This window comes from Pseudomonas sp. LBUM1647 (assembly GCF_059716175.1).
On record NZ_CP166809.1, the window covers coordinates 4228339 to 4252160 of the forward strand.

Annotated in this window: 23 protein-coding genes and 1 pseudogene; 21 read left to right on the forward strand and 3 right to left on the reverse strand. The window is 60.1% G+C overall.

The features are described from left to right. Window positions 1–703: 703 nt before the first annotated feature. The 10 genes from ACA059_RS19175 (at window position 704) to ACA059_RS19220 (ending at window position 9790) form a co-directional block, all read left to right on the forward strand. The gene (locus ACA059_RS19175) at window positions 704–2071 is read left to right on the forward strand and encodes a cache domain-containing protein (protein ID WP_497630560.1); all 1368 of its coding nucleotides are present in this window, start codon (window positions 704–706) and stop codon (window positions 2069–2071) included. A 33-nt stretch (window positions 2072–2104) separates the two neighbouring features. Then, complete coding sequence (locus ACA059_RS19180; protein ID WP_033057767.1) at window positions 2105–2737, forward strand: response regulator; 633 nt, start codon at window positions 2105–2107, stop codon at window positions 2735–2737. 188 nt (window positions 2738–2925) lie between these two features. Further along, window positions 2926–3516, forward strand: a complete 591-nt coding sequence (locus ACA059_RS19185; protein ID WP_003182108.1) for an amino acid synthesis family protein — start codon at window positions 2926–2928, stop codon at window positions 3514–3516. 43 nt (window positions 3517–3559) lie between these two features. Further along, window positions 3560–4393 carry an alpha/beta fold hydrolase gene (locus ACA059_RS19190; protein WP_497630561.1) on the forward strand — a complete coding sequence of 278 codons (834 nt, stop codon included), beginning with the start codon at window positions 3560–3562 and terminating at the stop codon, window positions 4391–4393. Continuing rightward, window positions 4390–5871 carry an aldehyde dehydrogenase gene (locus ACA059_RS19195; RefSeq protein WP_033057762.1) on the forward strand — a complete coding sequence of 494 codons (1482 nt, stop codon included), beginning with the start codon at window positions 4390–4392 and terminating at the stop codon, window positions 5869–5871. The genes ACA059_RS19190 and ACA059_RS19195 overlap by 4 nt, the downstream gene beginning before the upstream one ends. 12 nt (window positions 5872–5883) lie before the next feature. Then, window positions 5884–6369: a flavin reductase family protein gene (locus tag ACA059_RS19200; protein ID WP_497630562.1), complete on the forward strand. Its 486-nt coding sequence runs from the start codon at window positions 5884–5886 to the stop codon at window positions 6367–6369. Window positions 6370–6521: 152 nt separating this feature from the next. Next, complete coding sequence (locus tag ACA059_RS19205; protein WP_497630563.1) at window positions 6522–7997, forward strand: NAD-dependent succinate-semialdehyde dehydrogenase; 1476 nt, start codon at window positions 6522–6524, stop codon at window positions 7995–7997. After that, on the forward strand, window positions 7994–8383 hold the full coding sequence (locus ACA059_RS19210; RefSeq protein WP_046049783.1) for a carboxymuconolactone decarboxylase family protein: 390 nt from the start codon (window positions 7994–7996) through the stop codon (window positions 8381–8383). The genes ACA059_RS19205 and ACA059_RS19210 overlap by 4 nt, the downstream gene beginning before the upstream one ends. A gap of 88 nt (window positions 8384–8471) precedes the next feature. Beyond that, the gene (locus ACA059_RS19215; RefSeq protein ID WP_497630565.1) at window positions 8472–9224 is read left to right on the forward strand and encodes a GntR family transcriptional regulator; all 753 of its coding nucleotides are present in this window, start codon (window positions 8472–8474) and stop codon (window positions 9222–9224) included. A 2-nt stretch (window positions 9225–9226) separates the two neighbouring features. Continuing rightward, on the forward strand, window positions 9227–9790 hold the full coding sequence (locus tag ACA059_RS19220; RefSeq protein ID WP_095152785.1) for an NUDIX hydrolase: 564 nt from the start codon (window positions 9227–9229) through the stop codon (window positions 9788–9790). Between the two features lie 6 nt (window positions 9791–9796). Here the strand turns inward: ACA059_RS19220 and ACA059_RS19225 are convergent, their stop codons facing one another. Next, window positions 9797–10090 (reverse strand): DUF1330 domain-containing protein, encoded by a 294-nt coding sequence (locus ACA059_RS19225; RefSeq protein ID WP_033057753.1) that lies wholly within the window; start codon window positions 10088–10090, stop codon window positions 9797–9799. A gap of 71 nt (window positions 10091–10161) precedes the next feature. Here ACA059_RS19225 and ribBA point away from each other — a divergent pair, with 71 nt between their 5' ends. From ribBA to ACA059_RS19255, 6 genes and pseudogenes are all read left to right on the forward strand, one after another. Further along, the gene (gene ribBA / locus ACA059_RS19230; protein ID WP_497630566.1) at window positions 10162–11271 is read left to right on the forward strand and encodes a bifunctional 3,4-dihydroxy-2-butanone-4-phosphate synthase/GTP cyclohydrolase II; all 1110 of its coding nucleotides are present in this window, start codon (window positions 10162–10164) and stop codon (window positions 11269–11271) included. 14 nt (window positions 11272–11285) lie between these two features. Next, window positions 11286–11381: pseudogene (locus ACA059_RS19235) on the forward strand (N-acetyltransferase); the annotation flags it as partial. Between the two features lie 248 nt (window positions 11382–11629). Beyond that, window positions 11630–12655, forward strand: coding sequence for an ABC transporter substrate-binding protein (locus tag ACA059_RS19240; protein WP_497630567.1), 1026 nt, complete (start codon window positions 11630–11632; stop codon window positions 12653–12655). Further along, window positions 12652–13596 carry an ABC transporter permease gene (locus ACA059_RS19245; protein WP_497634698.1) on the forward strand — a complete coding sequence of 315 codons (945 nt, stop codon included), beginning with the start codon at window positions 12652–12654 and terminating at the stop codon, window positions 13594–13596. Before ACA059_RS19240 ends, ACA059_RS19245 begins: the two co-directional genes overlap by 4 nt. Window positions 13597–13602: 6 nt before the next feature. Next, window positions 13603–14412: an ABC transporter permease gene (locus ACA059_RS19250; RefSeq protein ID WP_454247707.1), complete on the forward strand. Its 810-nt coding sequence runs from the start codon at window positions 13603–13605 to the stop codon at window positions 14410–14412. A 17-nt stretch (window positions 14413–14429) separates the two neighbouring features. Then, a complete protein-coding gene (locus ACA059_RS19255; protein WP_497630568.1) occupies window positions 14430–15584 on the forward strand; it encodes an ABC transporter ATP-binding protein in 1155 nt (384 codons plus the stop codon). 832 nt (window positions 15585–16416) lie between these two features. Here ACA059_RS19255 and ACA059_RS19260 read toward each other — a convergent pair. Then, window positions 16417–17823: a purine-cytosine permease family protein gene (locus ACA059_RS19260; RefSeq protein WP_497630569.1), complete on the reverse strand. Its 1407-nt coding sequence runs from the start codon at window positions 17821–17823 to the stop codon at window positions 16417–16419. Between the two features lie 325 nt (window positions 17824–18148). On the opposite strand from ACA059_RS19260, the gene ACA059_RS19265 reads away from it, so the two are divergent. The 5 genes from ACA059_RS19265 to ACA059_RS19285 all read left to right on the forward strand — a co-directional run bounded on the left by ACA059_RS19265 (window position 18149) and on the right by ACA059_RS19285 (window position 22198). Beyond that, complete coding sequence (locus tag ACA059_RS19265) at window positions 18149–18634, forward strand: flavin reductase family protein (RefSeq protein ID WP_056740501.1); 486 nt, start codon at window positions 18149–18151, stop codon at window positions 18632–18634. 165 nt (window positions 18635–18799) lie between these two features. Beyond that, the gene (locus tag ACA059_RS19270; protein WP_056740497.1) at window positions 18800–19843 is read left to right on the forward strand and encodes an LLM class flavin-dependent oxidoreductase; all 1044 of its coding nucleotides are present in this window, start codon (window positions 18800–18802) and stop codon (window positions 19841–19843) included. 63 nt (window positions 19844–19906) lie between these two features. Continuing rightward, window positions 19907–20059, forward strand: a complete 153-nt coding sequence (locus ACA059_RS19275) for a hypothetical protein (protein WP_497630571.1) — start codon at window positions 19907–19909, stop codon at window positions 20057–20059. 91 nt (window positions 20060–20150) lie between these two features. Next, window positions 20151–20828: a cysteine hydrolase family protein gene (locus ACA059_RS19280; RefSeq protein ID WP_497630572.1), complete on the forward strand. Its 678-nt coding sequence runs from the start codon at window positions 20151–20153 to the stop codon at window positions 20826–20828. Between the two features lie 5 nt (window positions 20829–20833). Then, window positions 20834–22198, forward strand: a complete 1365-nt coding sequence (locus ACA059_RS19285; RefSeq protein WP_497630574.1) for a purine-cytosine permease family protein — start codon at window positions 20834–20836, stop codon at window positions 22196–22198. Window positions 22199–22460: 262 nt separating this feature from the next. On the opposite strand, the gene ACA059_RS19290 is transcribed toward ACA059_RS19285, so the two are convergent. Beyond that, a complete protein-coding gene (locus ACA059_RS19290; RefSeq protein ID WP_140894581.1) occupies window positions 22461–23807 on the reverse strand; it encodes a glutamine synthetase family protein in 1347 nt (448 codons plus the stop codon). Window positions 23808–23822 lie beyond the last annotated feature (15 nt).

The window sequence follows — 23822 nt, forward strand, 5'->3', positions numbered from 1 at the left end:
TATAATTGTGTCCGCTGTGCGGAGCTGGCCCAATATCCCCGCATGCCGTCTACAAATAAATCCGCGTTACTACGTACGTCGCGCCTACGTAGTTCTACGTAGATGACGCCGCTCCCACAGGGGAATGGTGTACACCTGCGAGTAATTGGTTGGCTGTCAGCCCGCCTTCGCGAGCAGGCTCGCTCCCACAAGGGATCGGATACGCCTTTCGCCCCTCACCACTCAACAGGCCGAGCGTTAGCTCGCCTGCAGCTTTTGATCTGGATCCACCCGCCCCTTCGGGAGGCTGAGTGGAGGTGTTCATCCGGGGAGTGGCGCGCAGCGCCGTTCGACGCAGTCGAACACGCTGCATGTAGGTCGTCGCGAAGCAGACCGGAGGGCAGTGTCCCCGGATGGATACCGGAGCGAAGGAACGCCGAGCCTAGGTGAGGGGCCGGACGCTGGGGCGAGACTTTTTGGTACTTTTGAGGCGTTTGTCAAAAGTGACTCGCCGTAAGGGCGAAACCCTAAGCGGCCGTTACCGCAGAAATGGATATGTACTCAGCCAACAACAGCCTGGTCGGCCCTAAGGCCGCCATCGCAGCGATGCGGCGACCCGGCAAGCCAGCCACAGGTCATTCCGTCCAGCACCGCTACTGGACGCGCGTATCTTTGGCATATGATGCCGGGCCTTCGCCTTCCCTCGGTCCGGACAGGAGCAGAGATGCAGCTCAAACACAAAATCGTCGCGCTCGGGATTCTGCCGCTGGTGTTGGCCATCGCCGTCATCTGCGCGCTGGTGATCTCCATGAACCGGCAATTGGGTGAACAACAGGCGCAACTGATCGAAGACAGCATTCTGGCCAGCAAGCGCGCAGAACTTAAGAACTACGTCGAAATGGCGCAAAGCCTGATCGAGCCGCTGTACGACGACGGCCACGGTGATGAGCACGCACAGCAACAAGTGCTGGAAGAACTGCGCAAGCTCAGCTTTGGCATCAATGGCTACTTCTTCGTCTACGACCACGAAGGTCGCAGCCTGATGCACGCGCGCCAGTCGGAGCTGGTGGGCAAATACCTGTGGGACATGAAGGACCCTCACGGTTTGCCCGTGATCCAGGCGTTGCTCAAAAGTGCGCAATCGGGCGAAGGTTTTCAGCGCTACGCCTGGAACAAACCCTCTTCCGGCCAAGTGACGGACAAGCTCGCCTATGTGGTGATGCTGGATCGTTGGGGCTGGATGCTCGGCACAGGCATCTACCTTGAAGACGTTGAGCGCGCGACCCAGCAGGCGCGTGACGAAGTGGCCCAGGGCATCCGTAAAACCATGCTGGCGATTGCCGCGGTGGCCCTCGTGGCGGTGCTGTTTGTCTTCGCCAGCGGCATGACGCTGAACGTCAGCGAGCATCGTCTGGCCGACAAAAAACTTCAGCGCCTGACTCAGCGTATCGTCAGCTTGCAAGAGGAAGAGCGCTCACGGGTTTCCCGTGAACTGCACGACGGCATCAGCCAGCTACTGGTCTCCATCAAGTTTCAGTTCGAACTGGCCAGCCATCTGCTCGAGAATGGGCAAGCACACGACAAGGGTTTGAGTACGCTGAGAGACGCCACGGAACGCCTGGGGGAAGCGATTGGCGAGGTTCGCAGCCTCTCCCACGACCTGCGTTCCTCGCTGCTCGACACCCTGGGCCTGCCGGCGGCGATCGGTCAACTCGCCGCAGAATTCGAGCAACGCAGCGGCCTGGTGGTGACTTTTAACGACAACGAATTCGACTGTCACTTGGTCGATGGGGCAGCGGTCTCGCTGTTTCGCATCGTGCAAGAAGGCCTGACTAATATTGAACGACACGCCCAGGCTAAAAACGTCTCCATTACCCTGCACGGGTCCGAAGATTCCGTACGGTTGACGGTGGTCGATGACGGTATCGGTTTCAACGTCGCCCAGGTCGAACGTCGTCATGCAGGCATTGGCCTGCGTAATATCCGTGAGCGTGTCGAGCATTTTGGTGGACGATTCGACCTGATCTCGATGCCGGGACGAAGTGAGCTGGACGTTCTGCTGCCGATGAAAGTGCCCGGCGCAAAACGCTGACTGGCCCCACAACAACATGAGTGAATGCCCGCGATGAACCTGCCCTACCCGATCCGCGTCGCCCTGGTCGACGATCACGCCCTGGTCCGCGACGGGATCAAAGCGCTGCTGGCGGTCATGGCCCCCCTGGAAGTGGTGGGCGAAGCCGAGAGTGGCGCGGATGCCATTGAAATGGTCGGGCGCTGCCAGCCGGACCTGTTGCTGGTCGACATCAGCCTGCGGGACATGAACGGGCTCGAGCTGACACGGGTGTTGCGCAGCCAGTACCCCTCGCTCAAGGTGCTGGTGCTCAGCATGTACGACAATAATGAATACGTGAGTGAGTCCGTTCGCGCGGGGGCCAGCGGCTATGTACTGAAGAATTCACCGTCGCGGGAAATCATCGCGGCGATCGAAGCCATCGCCAGTGGCGGCACGTTCTACAGCGCCGAGATCGCCCAGCGGCTCATCGCCGATAAAAATACCGACAACGAGCTGACACCGCGCGAGAGCCAGGTGTTGTACAAGATGGCTCAAGGGCTGAACAACAAGGAGATGGCCCGCGAACTGGACATCAGCGTCCGGACGGTAGAAACCCATCGCTTGAGCATCCGTCGCAAACTCAACATCGACAAACCGGCGGCCCTGGTCAAATACGCGATCGATCACGGGATCATCTCGCGGTAGCAGGCATTAATACTCAATGGAAAACCCGGCCTTATCAGCCGGTTTTTTTTGGTTTTTTATTGGCAACAGCCATTCCCTCCTCCCTTTTCACCACCGTCCGACCAGAAACTCATTTCAGGGACTTGCGCTACCGGTATTATGGTATACCATCAGACGCACAGACACTCTTACCCTACACGGAGCAGCTCATGAGTTTCGAAATCCGCAAGATCGTCAGCTATGTCGAAGAAACCTTTATCGAAGGCGGCAAGGCCACCGATAAGCCAGTGACCATGGTCGGGCTGGCCGTCGTGATGAAAAACCCCTGGCTGGGTCGCGGCTTTGTCGAAGACCTGAAACCAGAAATTCGCGCCAACTGCTCCGACCTCGGTGCACTGATGGTCGAGCGCCTGGTCGGCATCATCGGCGGTGCCGAGAAGATCGAGGCTTATGGCAAGGCTGCTGTCGTGGGCGCCGACGGTGAAATCGAACACGCCTCCGCCGTCATCCACACCCTGCGCTTTGGCAACCATTACCGCGAAGCGGTCAAGGCCAAGAGCTACCTGAGCTTCACCAACAAGCGCGGCGGCCCCGGCACTTCGATCCAGATTCCGATGATGCACAAGGACGACGAAGGCCTGCGTTCGCACTACATCACTCTGGAAATGCAAATCGAAGATGCACCGCGTGCCGACGAAATCGTGGTGGTGCTGGGTTGCGCCGATGGCGGCCGCCTGCACCCACGCATCGGCAACCGTTATATCGATCTGGAAGAGCTGGCCGCTGAAAACGCCCAGTAATCAAGGTCGGTAAGAACAACAAAAAGGCATGCAGGAGCGCTCCATGATTCGGCTCACCGCTGAACTCACCCCGGCTGGCACCAGTTACCTGGCGACCGGCCAAGGCCAGCCCGTGGTATTGATCCACGGCGTGGGCCTGAACAAAGAAATGTGGGGCGGCCAGGTCGTTGGCCTGTCCACTCAATACCGTGTGATTGCCTACGACATGCTGGGCCATGGCGCCAGCCCGCGCCCGGAAAGCGGCACCCCCCTGCTCGGCTATGCCGACCAGTTGCTGGAGCTGCTCGATCACCTGCAATTGCCCCAGGCGACGGTGATCGGTTTTTCCATGGGCGGGCTGGTGGCGCGGGCATTTGCCTTGCATTACCCGCAACGCCTGCAAGGCCTGGTGGTGCTCAACAGCGTATTCAATCGCAGCCCCGAACAGCGTGCTGGGGTCATCGCCCGCACCGCTCAAGCGGCCGAGCACGGACCGGATGCCAACGCCGAGGCCGCCCTGTCGCGCTGGTTCAGCCGTGAATATCAGGCGGCCAACCCGGCGCAGATTGCCGCTCTGCGTCAGACCCTGGCAGGTAATGACCCGCAGGGTTACCTGACCACTTATGAGCTGTTCGCGACCCAGGACATGTATCGCGCCGAAGACCTGTCCAGCATTCAGGTGCCGACGCTGGTCGCCACCGGCGAACTCGATCCTGGCTCGACGCCGCAAATGGCCGAGCAATTGGCCGCACGCATTCCCGGCGCGACAGTTGCCGTGCTCGCCGAGCAGCGGCATATGATGCCCGTAGAATCACCGCGTCTGGTCAACCAGCTGCTGCTGGAGTTTCTCGACACGACGCACTCCCGACAAAACCAAATAAAGGGGATCGTTGCATGACACTCGCACGCTTCCAGATGTGCATCGGCGGTGAATGGGTCGATGCCCTGTCCGGCAAGACCTTTGAAAGCCTGAACCCGGCCTTGGCCCAAGCCTGGGCCGAACTGCCCGATGCCGACGAAGCCGACGTCGAACGCGCTGTACAAGCGGCGCAGACGGCTTTCGACAGCCCGGCCTGGCGTGGTCTGACCGCCACCGCCCGGGGCAAACTGCTGCGGCGTCTGGGCGATCTGATCGCTGAAAACAAGGAGCACCTGGCGCAGCTGGAAAGCCGTGACAACGGCAAGCTGATCCGCGAAACCCGTGGTCAGGTCAGCTACTTGCCGGAGTTCTTCCACTACACCGCGGGCCTGGCCGACAAACTCGAAGGCGGCACCCTACCCCTCGACAAGCCGGACCTGTTTGCCTACACCGTGCACGAAGCCATGGGCGTGGTCGCCGCGATCATTCCCTGGAACAGCCCTCTTTATCTGACCGCGATCAAACTCGCCCCGGCTCTGGCGGCGGGCAACACCATCGTGATCAAACCGTCGGAGCACGCTTCGGCAACCATTCTTGAACTGGCCCGTTTGGCGCTGGAAGCCGGCATCCCGCCAGGCGTGGTCAACGTCGTTACCGGTTACGGCCCAAGCACTGGCGCAGCCCTCACCCGCCATCCGCTGATCCGCAAAATCGCCTTCACCGGTGGTGCCGCGACGGCGCGGCATGTGGTGCGCAGCAGCGCCGAGAACTTCGCCAAGCTGTCGCTGGAACTGGGCGGCAAATCGCCGAATATTATCTTCGCCGACGCCGACCTCGACAGCGCGATCAACGGCGCGATTGCCGGGATCTACGCGGCCTCCGGTCAGAGTTGCGTCTCCGGCTCACGGCTGCTGGTGCAGGACGAAATCTACGATGAGTTCGTCGATCGTTTGGTCGAACGCGCCAAACGCATCCGCATCGGTAACCCGCAGGAAGACAGCAGCGAAATGGGCCCGATGGCCACCGCGCAGCAACTGGCCGTGGTCGAAGGGTTGGTCGCCGATGCCATCGCCGAAGGTGCGCGCCTGCGCCTGGGCGGCAAGCGTCCGCAGAATCTGGGCGATGGCTGGTTCTACGAGCCGACCTTGTTCGAGTGTGATCGCAACTCGATGAAGATCATGCAGGAAGAGGTCTTCGGTCCGGTGGCCTCGGTGATTCGTTTCAAGGATGAAGCCGAAGCGCTGGCGATTGCCAACGACTCGCAGTTCGGCCTCGCCGCCGGCATCTGGACCCGTGATCTGGGCAGGGCTCATCGCCTGGCCCGGGATGTGCGCTCCGGGATCATCTGGGTCAACACCTACCGCGCCGTGTCGGCCATGGCGCCGATCGGCGGCTTCAAGAACAGCGGCTATGGACGCGAGAGCGGCATCGATTCGGTGCTGGCCTACACCGAGCTGAAAACGGTGTGGATCAACCTCTCCCAGGCACCGATGCCTGACCCCTTCGTGATGCGCTAGGAGATTGACGAAATGATCGAACCCGGCATTTACAAAGACGTCATGAGCTCGTTCCCCTCCGGGGTCACGGTGGTCACCACCCTGGACCCGGACGGCGGCATCGTCGGCATTACTGCCAGCGCTTTCAGTGCGCTGTCAATTGATCCGGCACTGGTGCTGTTCTGCCCCAACTATGCCTCCGACACGTACCCGATCCTGCGCGACAGCAAGCAGTTCGCGATTCACTTGCTGTCCGCCGCCCAGACCGCCGAAGCCTATGCGTTTGCCGGTAAAGGCAAGGACAAGGCCAATGGCATCGACTGGCACTTGAGCGCGCTGGGCAATCCGCTGCTGGGCAACGCCACGGCAATCATCGAGTGCGAACTGTGGCGCGAATACGACGGCGGTGACCACGCGATCATCGTCGGCGCGGTGAAGAACCTGATTCTGCCCGAGCAACCGGTGACGCCGATGATCTATCACAAAGGCAAGCTGGGTCCCCTGCCCACCCTGGCCTGATAGTCGTGCACAAAACCCTGTGGGAGCGAGCTTGCTCGCGAAAGCGGTAGGTCAGTCGACATTGATTGTGAATATCAGTCCGCATTCGCGAGCAAGCTCGCTGCCACAGGTACCGCATTCGGCGCAAAATTTTTACATTCCCAGGAGCCGGCATGAACCCAGCAGCCTCGCAACTGTTCCGTCAGCAGGCCTATATCGACGGCCAATGGCTGGATGCCCCGGAAGGCGCCTGTCAGGACATCTTCAACCCGGCCACCGGCGAGTTGATCGGCCGGGTGCCGAACCTGGGCGCCGAGCACGCCCGTCAGGCCATCGCCGCCGCCAACAAGGCCTGGCCGGCCTGGCGTGCGCTGACCGCTAAAGAACGCAGCCAGACGCTGAAACGCTGGCACGCGCTGATGATTGAAAATGCCGATGCGCTGGCAGAAATCCTCACCCTCGAACAAGGCAAGCCACTGGCCGAAGCCAAGGGTGAAATCCTCTACGCCGCGAGCTTCATCGAGTGGTTCGCCGAAGAAGCCAAGCGCATCTACGGCGACACCATTCCCAGCCACAAAGGCGATGCGCGCATCGTAGTCAGCAAAGAGCCAATCGGCGTCGTAGCAGCCATCACGCCGTGGAATTTCCCGGCGGCGATGATCACCCGCAAGGCCGGCCCGGCACTGGCGGCGGGTTGCCCGTGCATTGTTAAACCGGCACCGGAAACGCCGTTCTCGGCATTGGCCATGGCCGCGCTGGCTGAACAGGCCGGCATTCCGCCGGGCATTTTTAACGTGATCACCGGCGACGCCGTGGCCATCGGTGGCGAGCTGACCGCCAGCCCGCTGGTGCGCAAGCTGTCGTTCACCGGTTCCACCGCCATCGGCAAACTGTTGATGGCCCAGTGCGCGCCGACGCTGAAAAAAGTCTCGCTGGAACTGGGGGGCAATGCACCCTTCATCGTGTTTGACGACGCCAACCTGGAGCGTGCCGTCGAGGGTGCGCTGATTGCCAAATTCCGCAACGCCGGGCAGACCTGCGTGTGCGTCAATCGCTTCCTGGTGCAGGACGGCATACACGACGCCTTCGTCGCTCGCCTGGCCGAGCGGGTCAAGCAACTGCACGTCGGCAGCGGCTTCGACACCGGCGTGAATCAAGGCCCGCTGATCAACGATCGCGCCGTGGCCAAAGTCGAAGACCACGTTCAGGACGCGCTCGCTCAGGGTGCCCAACTGCTCTGCGGCGGCGAACGTCATGCCCTCGGACACGGATTCTTCCAGCCGACGGTGCTGGCCGGCGTGACCTCTTCGATGAAAGTCGCCCAAGACGAAACCTTTGGTCCGCTGGCAGCCGTGTTCCACTTCGAGACTGAAGCCGAGGCGATCCACATGGCCAACGACACCGAATTCGGCCTCGCCGCCTATTGCTACACCCGCGATCTCGGTCGCGCGTGGCGCATGAGCGAAGCGCTGGAGTACGGCATGGTCGGGATTAACGAAGGGCTGATATCCACTGAAGTCGCGCCCTTTGGTGGCATCAAATCCTCGGGCCTGGGCCGTGAAGGTTCCAAGTACGGCATCGAGGATTATCTGGAACTCAAATACACCCTGATGGGCGGATTGGAAGACTTCGGGAGCACACCGCGATGAGCAATGAGAAATATGAACAGGGGCTGAAAATCCGCACCCAGGTACTGGGCGAAGCCTACGTGAAACGCTCCATCGAGAACGCCGACGACTTCACCCGGCCACTGCAGGAAATGGTCACCGAGTACTGCTGGGGCCACGTCTGGGGCCGTGAGGGTTTGTCGCTTAAAGAGCGCAGCATGATAAACTTGGCCATGATTTCGGCCCTCAATCGGCCTCACGAACTCAAGCTGCATGTACGCGGCGCCTTGCGTAACGGACTGACTCGTGAACAAATACGCGAAATTCTGCTTCAGGTCGGTATTTATTGCGGTGTCCCCGCTGCCGTAGACAGTTTCCGGCTCGCCCGTGAAGCCTTCGCCGAAGCCGATGCCGAGGCCTCCAGTTAACCCTTGGCTGTTTGATCTGACCGAGCACGGAGATTCTTGTGATCGAAGTGCTCTTTTTGCATGGACAGCCACACTCAGAGCGGACCCCATGAAACGCCTGCCACTCGACGACAGCTTCAAGGTCAATCGCAACCCCGTTACCCTGCGCGAAATCGTGCTGGATAAACTGCGAAGCGCCATCATGAACTTCCAGCTCCTGCCGGGAGACCGTCTGGTCGAGCGCGATCTGTGCGATCGCCTGGGCGTCAGCCGCACGTCCGTACGCGAAGCCTTGCGTCACCTGGAATCCGAAGGCCTGGTGGAATTCGCCGACGCCAAGGGCCCACGGGTCGCGATCATTACCCTCTCTGACGCCGGTGATATCTACGAGCTGCGTTGCGTGCTCGAAGGCCTGATCGTCCAGCTGTTCACCCTGCGCGCCAAAGCCAAAGACATCAAGGCCCTGGAAAAAGCCCTCGAGGAAAACCGCAAGGCCCTCAAGGACGGCGAGCTGCAACAGGTGATCGATTCGGTTCAGGGCTTCTACGATGTGCTGCTAGAAGGTTCCGGCAACCATGTCGCGGCCACTCAGCTGCGTCAGTTGCAGGCACGGATCAGCTACCTGCGGGCGACTTCGGTGTCCCAGGAAAACCGTCGTGGTGCGAGTAATCAGGAAATGGAACGGATGGTGGAGGCGATCAAGAGTGGCGACCCCCTCGCCGCCCACCAAGCTTGCGTCGACCACGTGCGCGCCGCCGCGACTGTCGCTCTCGATTACCTCAAGCGCAAACAGGAAGAAACCGGGGCGATCCCGGCAATCACCCTGCCCATCGCACTTAAAGAACCGCGCATAGGTCGCTAAAGATGTTCAGCCCGAGCTTTTGCCCAAAGTGCGGCGGCAGTGACCTCAGTCACCAGCTGCCGCCGGGCGATACGCACGAACGCCTGATGTGCCGCGGTTGCGGCTACATCCATTACGTCAATCCGAAAATCATTGCCGGCTGCATCATCGAGCAGGACGGCAAGTATTTGCTGTGTCAACGCGCCATCCCGCCGCGTCCTGGTACCTGGACGCTGCCGGCGGGCTTCATGGAAGGCGGCGAGACCACCGAACAGGCAGCGCTGCGCGAAGTCTGGGAAGAGAGCGGCGTGCGCGCGGAAATTCTCTCGCCCTACTCGATCTTCAGCGTGCCGAAGATCAGCGAGGTGTACATCATCTTCCGCGCCATCGCGCTGGAGATCACCGGCCAGTACGGGCCGGAAACCCTCGACTACAAATTCTTCGCACCCGAGGACATCCCTTGGGACAGCATCTACTACCCGGCAATCCGGCAGATCCTCGAACGCTATATCGAGGAACGCCAGGCTGGGGTTTACGGCATCTACATCGGCAACGACGATACCGGCAAGATCCACTTCATTCGCTGACATCCCTCAGGGCGCCACGCCCTCGACAATAATGATCTGAGCCCGGGCCACGCCCTCACGGTGCCGTTTCGCCTCCTGATATTCCTCCGACTGGTAGCAGGCCAGCGCCTGTTCGTACGAGTCGAATTCAATAACCACGTTGCGCTGCGGCGTGGGCCCGCCTTCCAGCGCTTCGCTGCGCCCGCCCCGGGCCAACATCCGGCCGCCATACAACGCAAAGGCCGCCGGCGCCCGCTGGGTGTATTGGCTGTATTGATCAGGGTCGGTGACATCTACATGAGCAATCCAGTACGCCTTCATAGTGACCTCTCGGTTTATTTTGTATTATGGTATACCACAAAATATTTCCACCAAACACTGAGAATCCCAACATGGCCTTCAACAGCATCGAAGAAATCATCGAAGACTATCGACAAGGCAAGATGGTGCTCCTGGTCGATGACGAGGATCGGGAAAACGAAGGCGACTTGCTGCTGGCCGCCGATTGCTGCACGGCCGAGGCCGTCAGTTTCATGGCCCGGGAAGCTCGCGGCCTGATCTGCTTGACCCTGACCGACGACCACTGCCAACGCCTCGGGCTGGAGCAGATGGTGCCGAGCAATGGCAGCGTATTCAGCACCGCGTTCACCGTGTCTATCGAGGCCGCCGTCGGCGTAACCACCGGCATCTCCGCCGCCGACCGGGCGCGTACCGTGGCAGCCGCGGTCGCCGTTAATGCCGGGCCCACCGACCTTGTGCAACCCGGCCACATCTTCCCCTTGCGCGCCAAGGAAGGCGGCGTGCTGACCCGCGCCGGTCACACTGAAGCCGGTTGCGACCTGGCACGCCTGGCCGGCTTCACCCCGGCCTCTGTGATCGTCGAAGTGATGAACGATGACGGCACCATGGCCCGCCGCCCGGACCTGGAAGTGTTCGCGCGCAAGCACGGGATCAAAATCGGCACCATCGCCGACCTGATCCACTATCGCCTCAGCACCGAACACACCGTGGTACGGATCGGTGAACGTGAACTGCCCACGGTGCATGGCACTTTCCGGCTGATCACTTTTGAAGACCGCATCGAAGGCGGCGTCCACATGGCAATGGTCATGGGCAAGTTGCACCGGGACGAACCGACGCTGGTGCGCGTGCATGTGATCGATCCGCTGCGCGATCTGGTCGGCGCCGAATACAGCGGACCGTCCAACTGGACGTTGTGGGCAGCGCTGCAGCGAGTCGCCGAGGAAGGTCGCGGCGTGGTGGTGGTGCTCGCCAATCATGAGTCGTCGCAAGCGCTGCTGGAGCGTGTGCCGCAGCTGACCCAGCCGCCACGGCAGTTCAGCCGTTCGCAGTCGCACATCTATTCTGAAGTCGGTACCGGGGCGCAGATTCTGCAGGATCTTGGCGTGGGCAAGCTGCGTCATCTTGGCCCGCCGCTGAAATACGCGGGTTTGACCGGCTACGACCTGGAAGTGGTGGAGAGCATCCCGTTCACCCAGTGATCCCGAAGCATTCCCTGTGGCGAGGGAGCTTGCTCCCGCTGGGTTGCGAAGCGGCCCCAAAAAATGGGACTGCTGCGCACTCCAGCGGGAGCAAGCTCCCTCGCCACAGATATGCGTTCAACCAGACAGTAAAAAAGCACTTTTGGCTGATAGCCGGTAAGGCAAAGTGCTTGCACAAAGTTTGGAATACCATAATATGATATTCCATAGACCGAACGCTTCAGCCAAGTGCGCCCGACAGGGAAAGCACCAATAACAGCCCTTGGCACGGTCGCCTTTAGAGGCCAGATGGACCTACTGCTCCCGATAGGCGGGCACTACAAAGCCCGCTCAAAACACAACAAATGAGGGCGTGAAAATGGTGTTGAACAAACGTGCAACCGCAGTACTGTTCGCGGGTTTACTGGCCACAGCCAGTCACGTGGCAATGGCGGCCGAAAGTGTCAACTTCGTCAGCTGGGGCGGTAGCACCCAGGATGCGCAAAAGCAGGCCTGGGCCGATCCGTTCAGCAAAGCCAGCGGCATCACCGTGGTCCAGGATGGCCCCACCGACTACGGCAAACTCAAAGCCATGGTCGAAAGCGGCAATGTGCAGTGGGACGTGGTCGATGTCGAAGCCGATTTCGCCCTGCGCGCCGCCGCCGAAGGCCTCCTCGAACCCCTCGATTTCACGGTCATTCAGCGCGATAAAATCGACCCGCGGTTTGTCTCTGATCACGGCGTTGGCTCGTTCTTCTTCTCCTTCGTTCTCGGCTACAACGAAGGCAAGCTCGGCGCCAGCAAACCTCAGGACTGGTCCGCACTGTTCGACACCAAGACCTATCCCGGCAAACGTGCCCTTTACAAATGGCCAAGCCCTGGCGTGCTTGAGTTGGCATTGCTGGCTGATGGCGTAGCCGCCGACAAGCTCTACCCGCTGGACCTGGATCGCGCCTTCAAGAAACTCGACACCATCAAGAAAGACATCGTCTGGTGGGGCGGCGGTGCCCAGTCGCAACAGTTGCTAGCCTCTGGCGAAGTCAGCATGGGGCAGTTCTGGAATGGCCGGATCCACGCCCTGCAAGAAGACGGCGCACCGGTAGGCGTGAGCTGGAAACAGAACCTGGTCATGGCTGACATTCTGGTCGTGCCCAAAGGGACAAAAAACAAGGCCGCGGCCATGAAGTTCCTGGCCAATGCCAGCAGCGCCAAAGGACAAGCTGACTTCTCCAACCTGACCGCCTATGCGCCGGTCAACGTCGACAGCGTGGCTCGCCTGGATTCGGTGCTGGCCCCTAACCTGCCGACTGCCTACGCTAAGGATCAAATCACTCTTGATTTCGCGTACTGGGCCAAAAACGGTCCGGCCATCGCGACACGGTGGAACGAATGGCTGGTCAAATGAAAATGACGGCAACCGCGTCCCGCCAACCCCCGCAGACCGGGAGCGCCACTGGCGCTGCCGGCTCGGCACTCGGCAAGGCGGCTGCGATGAACCAATCCCCTTCACGGGCACAGCGCTGGCGTGGCGCAAGTAACCTGATCCCCGCCCTGCTGTTCCTCGGTTTGTTTTTTCTGGCGCCGTTGATTGGGCTGCTACTGCGCGGCGTGCTGGAACCGGTGCCGGGTCTGGGCAACTACGAGCAGCTGTTCGCCAACTCGGCGTATGCGCGGGTCTTACTCAACACCTTCTCAGTGGCCGGACTGGTGACATTGTTCAGCCTGCTGCTGGGCTTTCCACTCGCGTGGGCCATTACCCTGGTGCCCCGTGGCTGGGGTCGCTGGATCCTCAACATCGTGCTGTTGTCGATGTGGACCAGCCTCCTCGCCCGGACCTATTCCTGGCTGGTGCTGTTGCAAGCCTCCGGGGTGATCAACAAGGCATTGATGGCGATGGGCATCATCGATCAGCCGCTGGAGATGGTGCACAACCTCACTGGCGTGGTGATCGGCATGAGCTACATCATGATCCCGTTCGTCGTGCTGCCGCTGCAAGCGACCATGCAGGCCATCGACCCGATGATCCTGCAAGCCGGCTCGATCTGCGGCGCGAGCCCCTGGACCAACTTCTTCCGGGTATTCCTGCCGCTGTGCCGGCCGGGGCTGTTCTCAGGTGGCCTGATGGTGTTCGTGATGTCGCTCGGTTACTACGTCACCCCGGCGTTGCTGGGCGGTGCGCAGAACATGATGCTGCCCGAGTTCATCATTCAGCAGGTGCAGTCGTTCCTCAACTGGGGCCTCGCCAGCGCCGGCGCTGCGTTGCTGATCGTCATTACGCTGGTGTTGTTCTACTTCTACCTGAAGCTCCAGCCGGAATCCCCGGTTGGCGCCAGCAACGCGAGGTAAGCCGTCATGCTCCTGACCCCCAATGCCATGAGCCGGCGCATGCGCTTCGGCCTGTACTTCACGACCGGATTGATCGCGCTGTTCCTGTTGCTGCCGATCGTGTTCATCGTGCTGTTGTCCTTCGGTTCCTCCCAGTGGCTGGTGTTCCCGCCGCCGGGCTGGACACTGAAATGGTACGGCCAGTTCTTCTCCAACGCCGACTGGATGAACGCGGCCGTGGCCAGCCTCAAAGTCGCGGTACTGACCACGTTCTTCGCCGTGGCGTTGGGCCTGCCGACCGCTTTTGCGCTGGTACGTGGACGCTTCCCGGGACGGGAAATGCTCTACGGCCTGTTCACCCTGCCGATGATCGTGCCGCTGGTGATCATTGCGGTGGCGGTGTACGCGCTGTTCCTGAAACTGGGCTACACCGGGACGATGTTCGCTTTCGTAGTCAGCCACGTCATTGTTGCGTTGCCGTTCACCATCATTTCGATCATCAACTCGCTGAAGCTGTTCGATCAGTCGATCGAGGATGCCGCGGTGATCTGTGGCGCCTCGCGCCTGCAAGCGGTGTTCAAGGTGACCTTTCCGGCGATTCGTCCGGGCATGGTGGCCGGCGCCCTGTTCGCGTTCCTGGTGTCCTGGGATGAAGTGGTGCTGAGCGTGATGATGGCCAGCCCGACCCTGCAAACCCTTCCCGTGAAAATGTGGACCACCCTGCGCCAGGACCTGACGCCCGTGATCGCCGTCGCCTCGACGCTGCTGATCGGCCTCTCGGTATTGGTCATGGTCATCGCCGCCGCCCTTCGCCGGCGAAACCCAATCAGCGCCTGAGCGCCCAGGAGTACGACATGAGTGCAGTGATCAAAGATTCCGCGCATCAGAACGACCAACCGTTGGTTAGCCTGCGCAACCTGAACAAGTACTACGGTGATTTTGCCGCCGTGGACGACATCTCGCTGGACATCAAGGATGGCGAATTCCTCACGTTCCTCGGCTCCAGCGGCTCGGGTAAAAGTACAACGCTGTCGATGCTCGCCGGCTTCGAAACCCCGAGCAGCGGCGAGATCCTGGTCAAAGGCCAATCGCTGGTCAACGTGCCGCCGCACAAGCGTGACATCGGCATGGTGTTCCAGCGTTATTCGCTGTTCCCGCACCTGTCGGTACGCGACAACATCGCATTCCCATTGGCCATTCGCAAACTGGCCACTGCCGAACGCGAGCGCCGGGTCGATGCGATGCTCAAACTGGTGCAGCTGGAACAGTTCGCCCATCGCCGCCCTTCGCAACTGTCCGGCGGCCAGCAGCAACGTGTGGCGATTGCTCGGGCGCTGGTTTATGAACCACGCATCCTGCTGATGGACGAACCGCTCGGTGCGCTGGACAAGAAACTGCGTGAAGACTTGCAGGATGAACTGCGCCAGCTGCATCGGCGCTTGGGCATCACCATTGTCTACGTGACCCACGACCAAGAAGAAGCCATGCGCTTGTCGCAGCGCATCGCGATTTTCAGTCACGGCAAGATCGTCGGTTTGGGCAGCGGTTTCGACCTGTACCAGAACCCGCCGAATGCGTTTGTCGCTTCGTTTCTCGGCAACTCAAACTTCCTCAAACTCAAGGCTCAGGGCAACGCGGTGGCTTCGTTTGAAGGGCAATCGTTGTCGATTCGACTGACCGCAGGATTGCAAACCGATCAGGATGTGCTGCTGATGGTGCGTCCGGAAAAAGCCTTGGCATTGAGCGTTGAGCAAGCGACTCAGGAACCGCTGGCGGCAGGCTGGAATGAAGTGTCGGCGATTGTCGGTGAGGTGCTGTTCCTGGGTGAAAGCCAGACCTGCACGGTGATGACTTCGGGCGGCACCTCGATGACCGTCAAGGCGCTCTCCGCTGCCGGCATGCCGCTGAAGACTGGCGACCCGGTGCGCGTGCGCTGGGCCACTGCGGATGCTTGCGTTTATACCGAATGGGCTGAGAGTGATCTGAACAAGGCTGCTGGGGCTCATTGATTTGGCGCCGGTCCATGCCAGTGGGCCGTGATTCATCTGTCACCCTCGGGTCGCTGCAACGTCGGGTTGTGGCGGCCTTTTTTTTTGCTTTTTGGGTTGGGGGCATATCCATTGTTTTGGTAACGGCGGCTTATGGTTTCGCTTTTACAGCGAGTCACTTTCGAAAAGCCTGCGCGGCCCGGCGGAAAGTAACCAAAGCGCTTCTGCCCCTAATGAGATGGTCAGCCCGGCGAGAACCTCGGCATGCCCTCGCTCCGGTCCTGCTCCGTGGGCCCGCCGCCATCGGCCATCCATGGCCGGGGGCGGCTAACCCGGCATCCATGCCGGGTTGCCCACTACGCATAACCTCCACTCGGCCTCTCGAGGGGGCGGTGCATCAAGATCAAAAGCACGGCGGCCTGCCGGCCGGCCTGGCGTCAAGTGAACGCATTTCCCTGTAGGAGCTGTCGAGCGAAGCGAGGCTGCGATCTTTTGATCTTGCCGTTGCTTTGCTTTGGCTTCAGATCTGCCGCCCCTTTCCCAGAGGCCGAACGCAGGCGTTGCGCAGGGGGCACCGCGGCAAGGATGCCGCGGTAGCCGCCCCCGGCCATGGATGGCCGATGGCGGCGGGCCCCCGGAGCAATGCCGGAGTGAGGGCATGCCGAGCCTAGGCGAGGCACCGAATGGAGGGGCAAAGCCTTTTGCTTACTTTTCGGCGTTTGGAAAAGTGAGTCGCTGTAAAAGTGAAACCGCCAGCAGCCGTTACCGAAGAAACGGATATACACACACCCTAGCGCAAAAAAAAAATGCCCGGCAGAGGCCGGGCATTCCAGACGCGAACTCAAGTCGGGCGCTAGTGTGTGTAACCCAGTTTCGCTGCCTTGCTCTCTTGCGCCTGCCCACGCGTTGCCAGGCAGTAATAGAGCGGGCAAGTCACCACCAACCCCACCAGCCACGACAGATCAGCCCCTTCCACCAGATTGGCATACGGCCCGACATACAACGACGTATTGGCAAACGGCAGCTGCACGATGATCCCGATGAAATACGCAACAATCGCATGCAGGTTGAAACGCCCGTAAATCCCGCCGTCCGCACGGAAGATCGAGGCGATATCGTAATGGCCACGCTTGATCAGATAGAAATCAATCAGGTTGATCGACGCCCAAGGCACCAACACCAGCAGCAACGCCAAAATCAACCCGATGAACTGCGAGATGAAATCCGCCGAAGCGCCCAATGCAACGAAGCAGCAACCCGCCAGCACGACACTCGACAACACCACGCGCACCTTGATGCTGGGCGTCCACTGGCTGGCGAACGTCTGGATCGAGGTGATGATCGACAGCACCGCGCCATACAGATTCAAGGCGTTGTGGCTGATGATGTTGAGCAGAAACAGCACCATCAGGATCGGCCCCAGCCAGCCGGTGGACTGCTTCACTGCAGCCATCGCTTCGGTGCCTTCCGGAGTGGCCAACACCGCCACCGCGCCGAAAGTGAACGACAGAATGGTGCCCAGGGTCGCGCCCAGATACGTGGCGAAAAACGGACGGGCAATCCCGATATCCGCCGGCAGGTAACGTGAGTAGTCCGACACATAAGGTGAGAAGCTGATCTGCCAGATGATCCCCAGCGACACCGTTGCCAGCCAGCCCGACAGGTTGAATCCGCCGCGGGTGAAGAAGTCCACCGGCAGGTCATGGGCGAAGATGTAAAGGAAACCGGCAAGCAAGGCACTGCCCATGACCCAGGTCCCGATGCGATTGAGGGTGTGAATGAAGCGGTAACCGATCACCCCGATCGCGGTGGCGCTCAAGGCGCCGATGAGGATGCTCGCCGGCACCGGAACCGAAGGCGCAATGCCGACAATGGATTTGCCGGCCAGCACGATGTTGGAGATGAAAAAACCGATGTAGATGATTGCCGCGAAAAACACGATCAGCAGCGCACCATAGCGACCGAACTGGCCGCGGCTCTGCACCATCTGCGGAATCCCCATGCGCGGACCTTGAGCCGACGCGAGGGCAATCACCAGGCCGCCGACCATATGCCCGAGCGCAATCGCCAGCAGCCCCCAGAACAGGTCGAGGTGGAACACTTGAACCACCATGGCGCCGGTCACGATGGGCAGCGGCGCGATGTTGGTGCTGAACCATAATGTGAACAGGTCGCGGGCCTTCCCGTGGCGTTCCGTGAGTGGGACGTAATCGACCGTGTGATTCTCGATCAGGGGGTCTTGCCGGGACATCTGGGACATATGCATGAACTCTAGTTTGTCTGATCTTATAGTTGTACGAAGCCAAACCGGGGGAGCTCTTTGGCTGCCCCTCAGATGCGAGCCATATTATGGTATTCCAACTTTTTAACAAGGCTGCTCCGGTCTTTTAGAACCCATTTGATCCGCAATTGCACCGCAAAAATTCGCTCCCCACCTAGCTCAAAGCCCCGTAAACATTGACTTAAAGACCGAAGGCATACGTTTATCGGGTCGAAAAAAAAGCCCTTGCAAACTATGTATTACGGTATACCATCAGACCTACAAACACATAAAAACCCGCATTACACCGCCAGAGGACCGTCCCATGATCGATGCCGCCATCTACAAACAAGTGATGGGTTCGTTTCCTTCCGGGGTGACTGTGATCACCACGCTGGATGACGACGGCCAAATCGTCGGCCTGACCGCCAGCGCCTTCAGCTCGCTGTCCATGGACCCGGCCCTGGTGCTGTTCTGCCCCAACTACAGCTCCGATTCCTATCCAGTACTGATCAAGAACAAACGCTTTGCCATTCACGTCCTGTCCGGCGGCCAGCAGAGCGAAGCCTATGCTTTCGCGCGCAAAGGCAAAGACAAGGCGCAAGGCATCGAATGGACCTTGAGCGAGCTGGGTAACCCGATCCTGGCTAACGCCACGGCGGTGATCGAATGCGAGCTGTGGCGCGAATACGAAGGGGGCGACCACGCGATCATGGTCGGCGCGGTGAAGAACCTGATCGTGCCCCAGCAGAACGCCGGGCCACTGGTGTATTGCCACGGCAAGATGGGCGCCCTGCCCGTCCTTGCCTGATTCGAAAGCAAAGATCGCAGCCTTCGGCAGCTCCTACAGGTGTACGCCGCTAGAATGTAGGAGCTGCCGCAGGCTGCGATCTTTTGATCTTTTCAAGATAAACATTTTGCAAATATGTCGTGTTATGGCATACCAACAAAACAACAAAGATCCGAGGTAAGCGTCATGAAGTTTTCCCTGTTCGTGCACATGGAACGTTGGGACGAAAGTGTCAGCCACCGTCAGCTGTTCGAAGACTTGACCGAACTGACCCTGATGGCCGAAGCCGGCGGTTTCAGCACCGTCTGGATTGGCGAACACCACGCCATGGAATACACCATCTCGCCGAGCCCGATGCCGCTGTTGGCCTACCTGGCCGCCAAGACCACCACGATTCACCTCGGCGCCGGCACCATCATTGCGCCGTTCTGGCACCCGTTGCGGGTCGCCGGCGAATGCGCACTGCTGGACGTGATCAGTAACGGTCGCATGGAAGTCGGTCTGGCCCGTGGCGCGTATCAAGTAGAATTCGACCGCATGGCCGGCGGCATGCCCGCCTCCTCCGGCGGTCAAGCGCTGCGCGAGATGGTTCCGGTGGTGCGCGCCTTGTGGCAAGGCGATTACGCCCACGATGGCGATATCTGGAAATTCCCGACCTCCACCAGCGTGCCGAAGCCGATCCAGAAGCCTAACCCGCCGATGTGGATCGCCGCCCGCGACCCGGACTCACACAACTTCGCCGTGGCCAACGGCTGCAACGTCATGGTCACGCCGTTGATGAAAGGCGACGAAGAAGTCCTCGACCTGAAGAACAAGTTTCAGGCCGCGCTGGATAACAACCCGGACGTGCCACGCCCGCAACTGATGGTGCTGCGGCACACCCACGTCCACGCGACGGATGATCCCGAAGGCTGGAAAGTCGGGGCCAAGGCGATCTCCAGGTTCTATCGCACCTTTGATGCCTGGTTCGGCAACAAGGAAGTGCCGGTCAACGGCTTCCTGGCACCGAGCCCGGAAGAGAAGTTCGCCGAGCGCCCGGAGTTCAAACTGGAGAGCCTGCACAAGACCGCCATGATCGGCACCCCGGAAGAAATCATCCCGCGCATCAAGTACTACCAGGAACTGGGGGTCGACGAGTTCAGCTTCTGGTGCGATAACAGCCTGCCCCACGCGGAGAAGAAAAAATCCCTGGAGCTGTTTATCAAACACGTGGTGCCGGCGTTCCGCTGAGTCCGCTGCCCTGCCCCTCGGACGCGAAGCCGGGGGGCTGATTGACGTGTAGGGTCGATTCCAATGATCAATGATCGCCACCCATCACTCGCCCTTCCCTCCGGCGCCGAGCAGGCTTACCTGCGCGGCGAATGGACCGCTTCGCACCTCCATTTCAAGCGCCTGCGCGCCAGCGTTACCGCCAAGCAGAACGGTTTCTGGCAAATAGTTCACTGAGCCCACCCGAACTGGAATTCACGCACCCATGTCTCGTCATCACGAGGCGTGCCCGGTGCTTTGTGCTTCGGCCCATGATCAGGTTTGCTCGATGAACAATAAAAACGCGCTGTTGATCATCGACATACAGCAGGAGGACGGTTTCGTCCTGGAACACTTCGACACCGTGGTGGCCAACACCGCCGCCCTGCTCGAGACCGCCCGCCGTCAGCGGGTGCCTGTCATCTATACCCGCCACATCAATCAGGCCGACGGCAGTGATTTGCCGCGTGGCGAACCGCGAGCAGCCGACGGCGGCCCGAGCTGTTATCGCGCTGGCACCCGGCAAGTGGAAATCATCGAACGTCTGGCGCCGCAGCCTGATGAAATCATTGTGGACAAGGGTCGTTACAGCGCCTTCCACCGCACAGACCTGGACGCCCGACTCAAGGTGCTCGGGGTCGATACCCTGATCGTCTGCGGCGTGTTGACCGATGTCTGCGTACTCAGCACGGTGTTCGATGCGTTCGCCCTGGGTTATCACATTCGGCTGGTCAGCGACGCCTGCACCACGACCACACTGGCGGGACACTACTCGGCGCTGTTGATCATGGCCAACTGGGTCTACGCCCTGGAGATCCTGACCTGCGCCGAATGCCTGCGAGCCCTGGAAAACCGCGAGTATCTAAGCCTGATCCCCGAGCGCCCGGACCTGTTCGCCCACCAGCCGCATGAGCTGGAAAGCACCATCGCCCGTTTGCAAACCCACCTCGCCCGGACTCAGGAGTAATCGCCATGCAAGTGGAAAAAAGAAGCATCGATTTCATCCCTGAAACCGAACGCCATGGCCAACCGGGCTCGCTGTTTTTCATCTGGTTCGGCGCCAACATGAACATCACGACCATTGCGTCCGGTGTGTTGCCGGTGGTGATGGGGCTCAATCTGTTCTGGAGCGCACTGGCGATCATCATCGGCTCGCTGCTGGGGGCGATTTTCATGGCCTCCCATTCTGCGCAGGGGCCGAAACTCGGCATCCCGCAAATGATCCAGAGCCGGGCGCAATTCGGCGTGCTGGGGGCGGTGTTGCCGCTGCTGTTCGTGATGCTGATCTACCTGGGATTTTTCGTCAGCAACACCTTGCTCGCCGCCCAGGCATTGGAGTCCGTCAGCCCGTTGCCGGCCACCGGTAATATCTACCTGATCGGGGCGCTGTGCTTTGTCGTCGCGCTCTATGGTTATCGCCTGATCCATCGCTTGCAGAAACTGCTGTCGATCCTTTCGCTGCTGGTGTTTATCGGCGCAACCGTGTTGGCGCTCCAACTGCCGATTCCGGCAGAGCAATGGTTGCCGACGGGCTTCTCACCGTCGAAGTTTCTGGTGGCGGTGAGCATTGCCGTGACCTGGCAACTGTCCTATGCGCCGTATGTGGCCGACTACTCGCGTTACCTGCCGAGCAGCACGCCAACCGCAAAGGTGTTCTGGTACAGCTACGCCGGCACGGTCAGCGGCGGTGCCTGGATGATGATTCTCGGGGCGATCCTCAGCGTCGGCATCACCGACTTTTCCAGCAACGTCGGCAGCCATGTCGCCGGGCTGTTTGGGAGCGGCGCGCTGCTGCTGTTCGCCTTCATCGTCTATGGCCAGGTGTCGATCAATGTGTTCAACCTGTACGGCGCCTTCATGTCGACCATTACCGTGATCGAACCTTTTGCCCGGCTTAAGGTGACGCCTCGGGTACGCGGCCTGTTCATGCTGGTGATCAGCCTGGTGGCCACGGCCTTGTGCACCATCAGTCAGGACGACTTCATCAACTTCTTCCTCAACTTCATTTTCTTCATGAGCTACTTCCTGATCCCATGGACGGCGATCAATCTGGTGGACTACTACTGCCTGCGCAAAGGCCAGTACCGGATCGATGACATCTTCGACAGGGACGGGATCTACGGGCGCATCAACTGGATCGCCTGCGGCAGTTTCGTGCTGGCGATCGCCCTGGAAATCCCCTTCATGAACACCACGTTGTATGTCGGCCCGGCGGCCAACGCCCTGGATGGCGTAGACCTGGCCTGGGTCGTCGGGTTGCTGGTGCCCGCCCTGAGCTACTACTGGCTGATGAAGCTCGCCAAGCGTGCTCCGCTGGTGGGTCAAGCGTTGCGGTAAATCGCTGAGAAGCACAACGCCGGTCACGGTCGGCGTTGTGTTGCTCGAATCAACAAAGCCGAATTTCAGGCAAAAAAAATCCCAGGCAGCTGATGGACGCCTGGGACTCAAAATGCATAAACCGTGGTGGTGAACGCGGGGCGAATATTACTTAATATTTCTGCCTGTAACAAGATATTTTGATTCACTATCCAGTTACTAAAACTTCTAACCCATTAAATATCCACACATTTTTTATGGACGAGCGACGACAAGGACTGATCTAGAGGTACCAGCGATACTCCCGCGCACTGATGTCCTGCAGGAATGCCAAATGGTCCTGGCGCTTGTTTTCGCAGTAGACATCTACAAACTCAGCCCCCAAACCCTCGCGCAGCTGCACGTTGTTTTGCATCGAACGCACGGCCTCCAGCATCTCTAGAGGGAAGTCGATTCCGCTGCCACGATCTTCGTTGAGGGATGCAATCGGTTCACGACCCACTTCCAGCCCTTGCTCCAGCCCGACCAGAATCGCCGCCAACACGAGATAAGGATTGGCATCCGCGCCCGCCAGGCGATGTTCGATGCGCAGGTTCTTAGCGTCCGACTCAGGCACCCGCAGGCAGGCGTCACGATCTTCAAAGCCCCAACTGGCGCGCGTCGCGACATTCACCGTGCCGCTCAAGCGACGCATTGCGTTGTGATTCGGTGCAAAGATCGGCATGCAATGCGGCAGCAATTCAAGGCAACCGGCCACCGCATGGCGCAGCGCCTGCTGATCGTTAGCCGCCAACAGGTTGGTTCCCGCCTCGTCGTAAAGGCTCACATGCACATGCATGCCGCTTCCGGGGTGCTGCAAGTAGGGTTTTGCCATGAAGCTGGCGCGGTGGTTGTGCTTGAGGGCCACTCCCCGTGTGCTGCGGCAGAACAGGGCCGCCCAGTCGGCCGCACGCAGGCCGTCGTCAAGGTGACCGAAATTGATCTCGAACTGGCCCGGGCCCAACTCCGCAGTGATCACCGTGGCATCGATGCCTTGCGCCCGCGCCGTCTCGACCATGTCATCGAGTACCGGTGAAAATCTCGACAGCCGTTCGATGTGCATATTTGGCTGATCATCGGCATCGTCGGTCAGCTGATCGCGAGGGAACTGTGGCAAGCCGTCACGAAGCTGGCGATCGAACAGATAGAACTCCAGTTCGAACGCGACGACAGGAAATATCCCTTTTCGGCCAAGACGCTCGAGCACCTGCGCCAACACTTCACGCGGCTCGAAAACGATAGGCTTTTCAGTACCGCTTGAGGTAATCAGCATCTGCCCCAACAGTTGTTTTTCCCAGCTCACTGGCTTGAGCGTACCGGGCACCAGGCGGCGGGGAGCATCCGGGTCGCCGTCGTTGAAACAGTAGTCGCCGATTTTGAACAGACCACCCTGCGTGCCCAGCAACACACAGTTTTGCGGCAGCTTGAGCGCGCTGCCGGCGGCGACCTTCTCAAGCATTTCTATCGGGTAGCGTTTACCGTAAAAATGCCCGGGGATATCCAGGGAAATCAGGTCAACGTAACGCACCTGCGGGAAGCGCTGGCGAAACGCGCGAACCTCAGCAACCAGATCAGAGCAGACAGCATCCATCGTTAGTGTTCCTTG

Excerpts from the sequence above, each read along its gene's own strand:
- ACA059_RS19175 (WP_497630560.1), top strand. The coding sequence starts at position 704 with ATGCAGCTCAAACACAAAATCGTCGCGCTCGGGATTCTGCCGCTGGTG.
- ACA059_RS19180 (WP_033057767.1), top strand. The coding sequence starts at position 2,105 with ATGAACCTGCCCTACCCGATCCGCGTCGCCCTGGTCGACGATCACGCC.
- ACA059_RS19185 (WP_003182108.1), top strand. The coding sequence starts at position 2,926 with ATGAGTTTCGAAATCCGCAAGATCGTCAGCTATGTCGAAGAAACCTTT.
- ACA059_RS19190 (WP_497630561.1), top strand. The coding sequence starts at position 3,560 with ATGATTCGGCTCACCGCTGAACTCACCCCGGCTGGCACCAGTTACCTG.
- ACA059_RS19195 (WP_033057762.1), top strand. The coding sequence starts at position 4,390 with ATGACACTCGCACGCTTCCAGATGTGCATCGGCGGTGAATGGGTCGAT.
- ACA059_RS19200 (WP_497630562.1), top strand. The coding sequence starts at position 5,884 with ATGATCGAACCCGGCATTTACAAAGACGTCATGAGCTCGTTCCCCTCC.
- ACA059_RS19205 (WP_497630563.1), top strand. The coding sequence starts at position 6,522 with ATGAACCCAGCAGCCTCGCAACTGTTCCGTCAGCAGGCCTATATCGAC.
- ACA059_RS19210 (WP_046049783.1), top strand. The coding sequence starts at position 7,994 with ATGAGCAATGAGAAATATGAACAGGGGCTGAAAATCCGCACCCAGGTA.
- ACA059_RS19215 (WP_497630565.1), top strand. The coding sequence starts at position 8,472 with ATGAAACGCCTGCCACTCGACGACAGCTTCAAGGTCAATCGCAACCCC.
- ACA059_RS19220 (WP_095152785.1), top strand. The coding sequence starts at position 9,227 with ATGTTCAGCCCGAGCTTTTGCCCAAAGTGCGGCGGCAGTGACCTCAGT.
- ACA059_RS19225 (WP_033057753.1), bottom strand. The coding sequence starts at position 10,090 with ATGAAGGCGTACTGGATTGCTCATGTAGATGTCACCGACCCTGATCAA.
- ribBA (WP_497630566.1), top strand. The coding sequence starts at position 10,162 with ATGGCCTTCAACAGCATCGAAGAAATCATCGAAGACTATCGACAAGGC.
- ACA059_RS19240 (WP_497630567.1), top strand. The coding sequence starts at position 11,630 with ATGGTGTTGAACAAACGTGCAACCGCAGTACTGTTCGCGGGTTTACTG.
- ACA059_RS19245 (WP_497634698.1), top strand. The coding sequence starts at position 12,652 with ATGAAAATGACGGCAACCGCGTCCCGCCAACCCCCGCAGACCGGGAGC.
- ACA059_RS19250 (WP_454247707.1), top strand. The coding sequence starts at position 13,603 with ATGCTCCTGACCCCCAATGCCATGAGCCGGCGCATGCGCTTCGGCCTG.
- ACA059_RS19255 (WP_497630568.1), top strand. The coding sequence starts at position 14,430 with ATGAGTGCAGTGATCAAAGATTCCGCGCATCAGAACGACCAACCGTTG.
- ACA059_RS19260 (WP_497630569.1), bottom strand. The coding sequence starts at position 17,823 with ATGTCCCAGATGTCCCGGCAAGACCCCCTGATCGAGAATCACACGGTC.
- ACA059_RS19265 (WP_056740501.1), top strand. The coding sequence starts at position 18,149 with ATGATCGATGCCGCCATCTACAAACAAGTGATGGGTTCGTTTCCTTCC.
- ACA059_RS19270 (WP_056740497.1), top strand. The coding sequence starts at position 18,800 with ATGAAGTTTTCCCTGTTCGTGCACATGGAACGTTGGGACGAAAGTGTC.
- ACA059_RS19275 (WP_497630571.1), top strand. The coding sequence starts at position 19,907 with ATGATCAATGATCGCCACCCATCACTCGCCCTTCCCTCCGGCGCCGAG.
- ACA059_RS19280 (WP_497630572.1), top strand. The coding sequence starts at position 20,151 with ATGAACAATAAAAACGCGCTGTTGATCATCGACATACAGCAGGAGGAC.
- ACA059_RS19285 (WP_497630574.1), top strand. The coding sequence starts at position 20,834 with ATGCAAGTGGAAAAAAGAAGCATCGATTTCATCCCTGAAACCGAACGC.
- ACA059_RS19290 (WP_140894581.1), bottom strand. The coding sequence starts at position 23,807 with ATGGATGCTGTCTGCTCTGATCTGGTTGCTGAGGTTCGCGCGTTTCGC.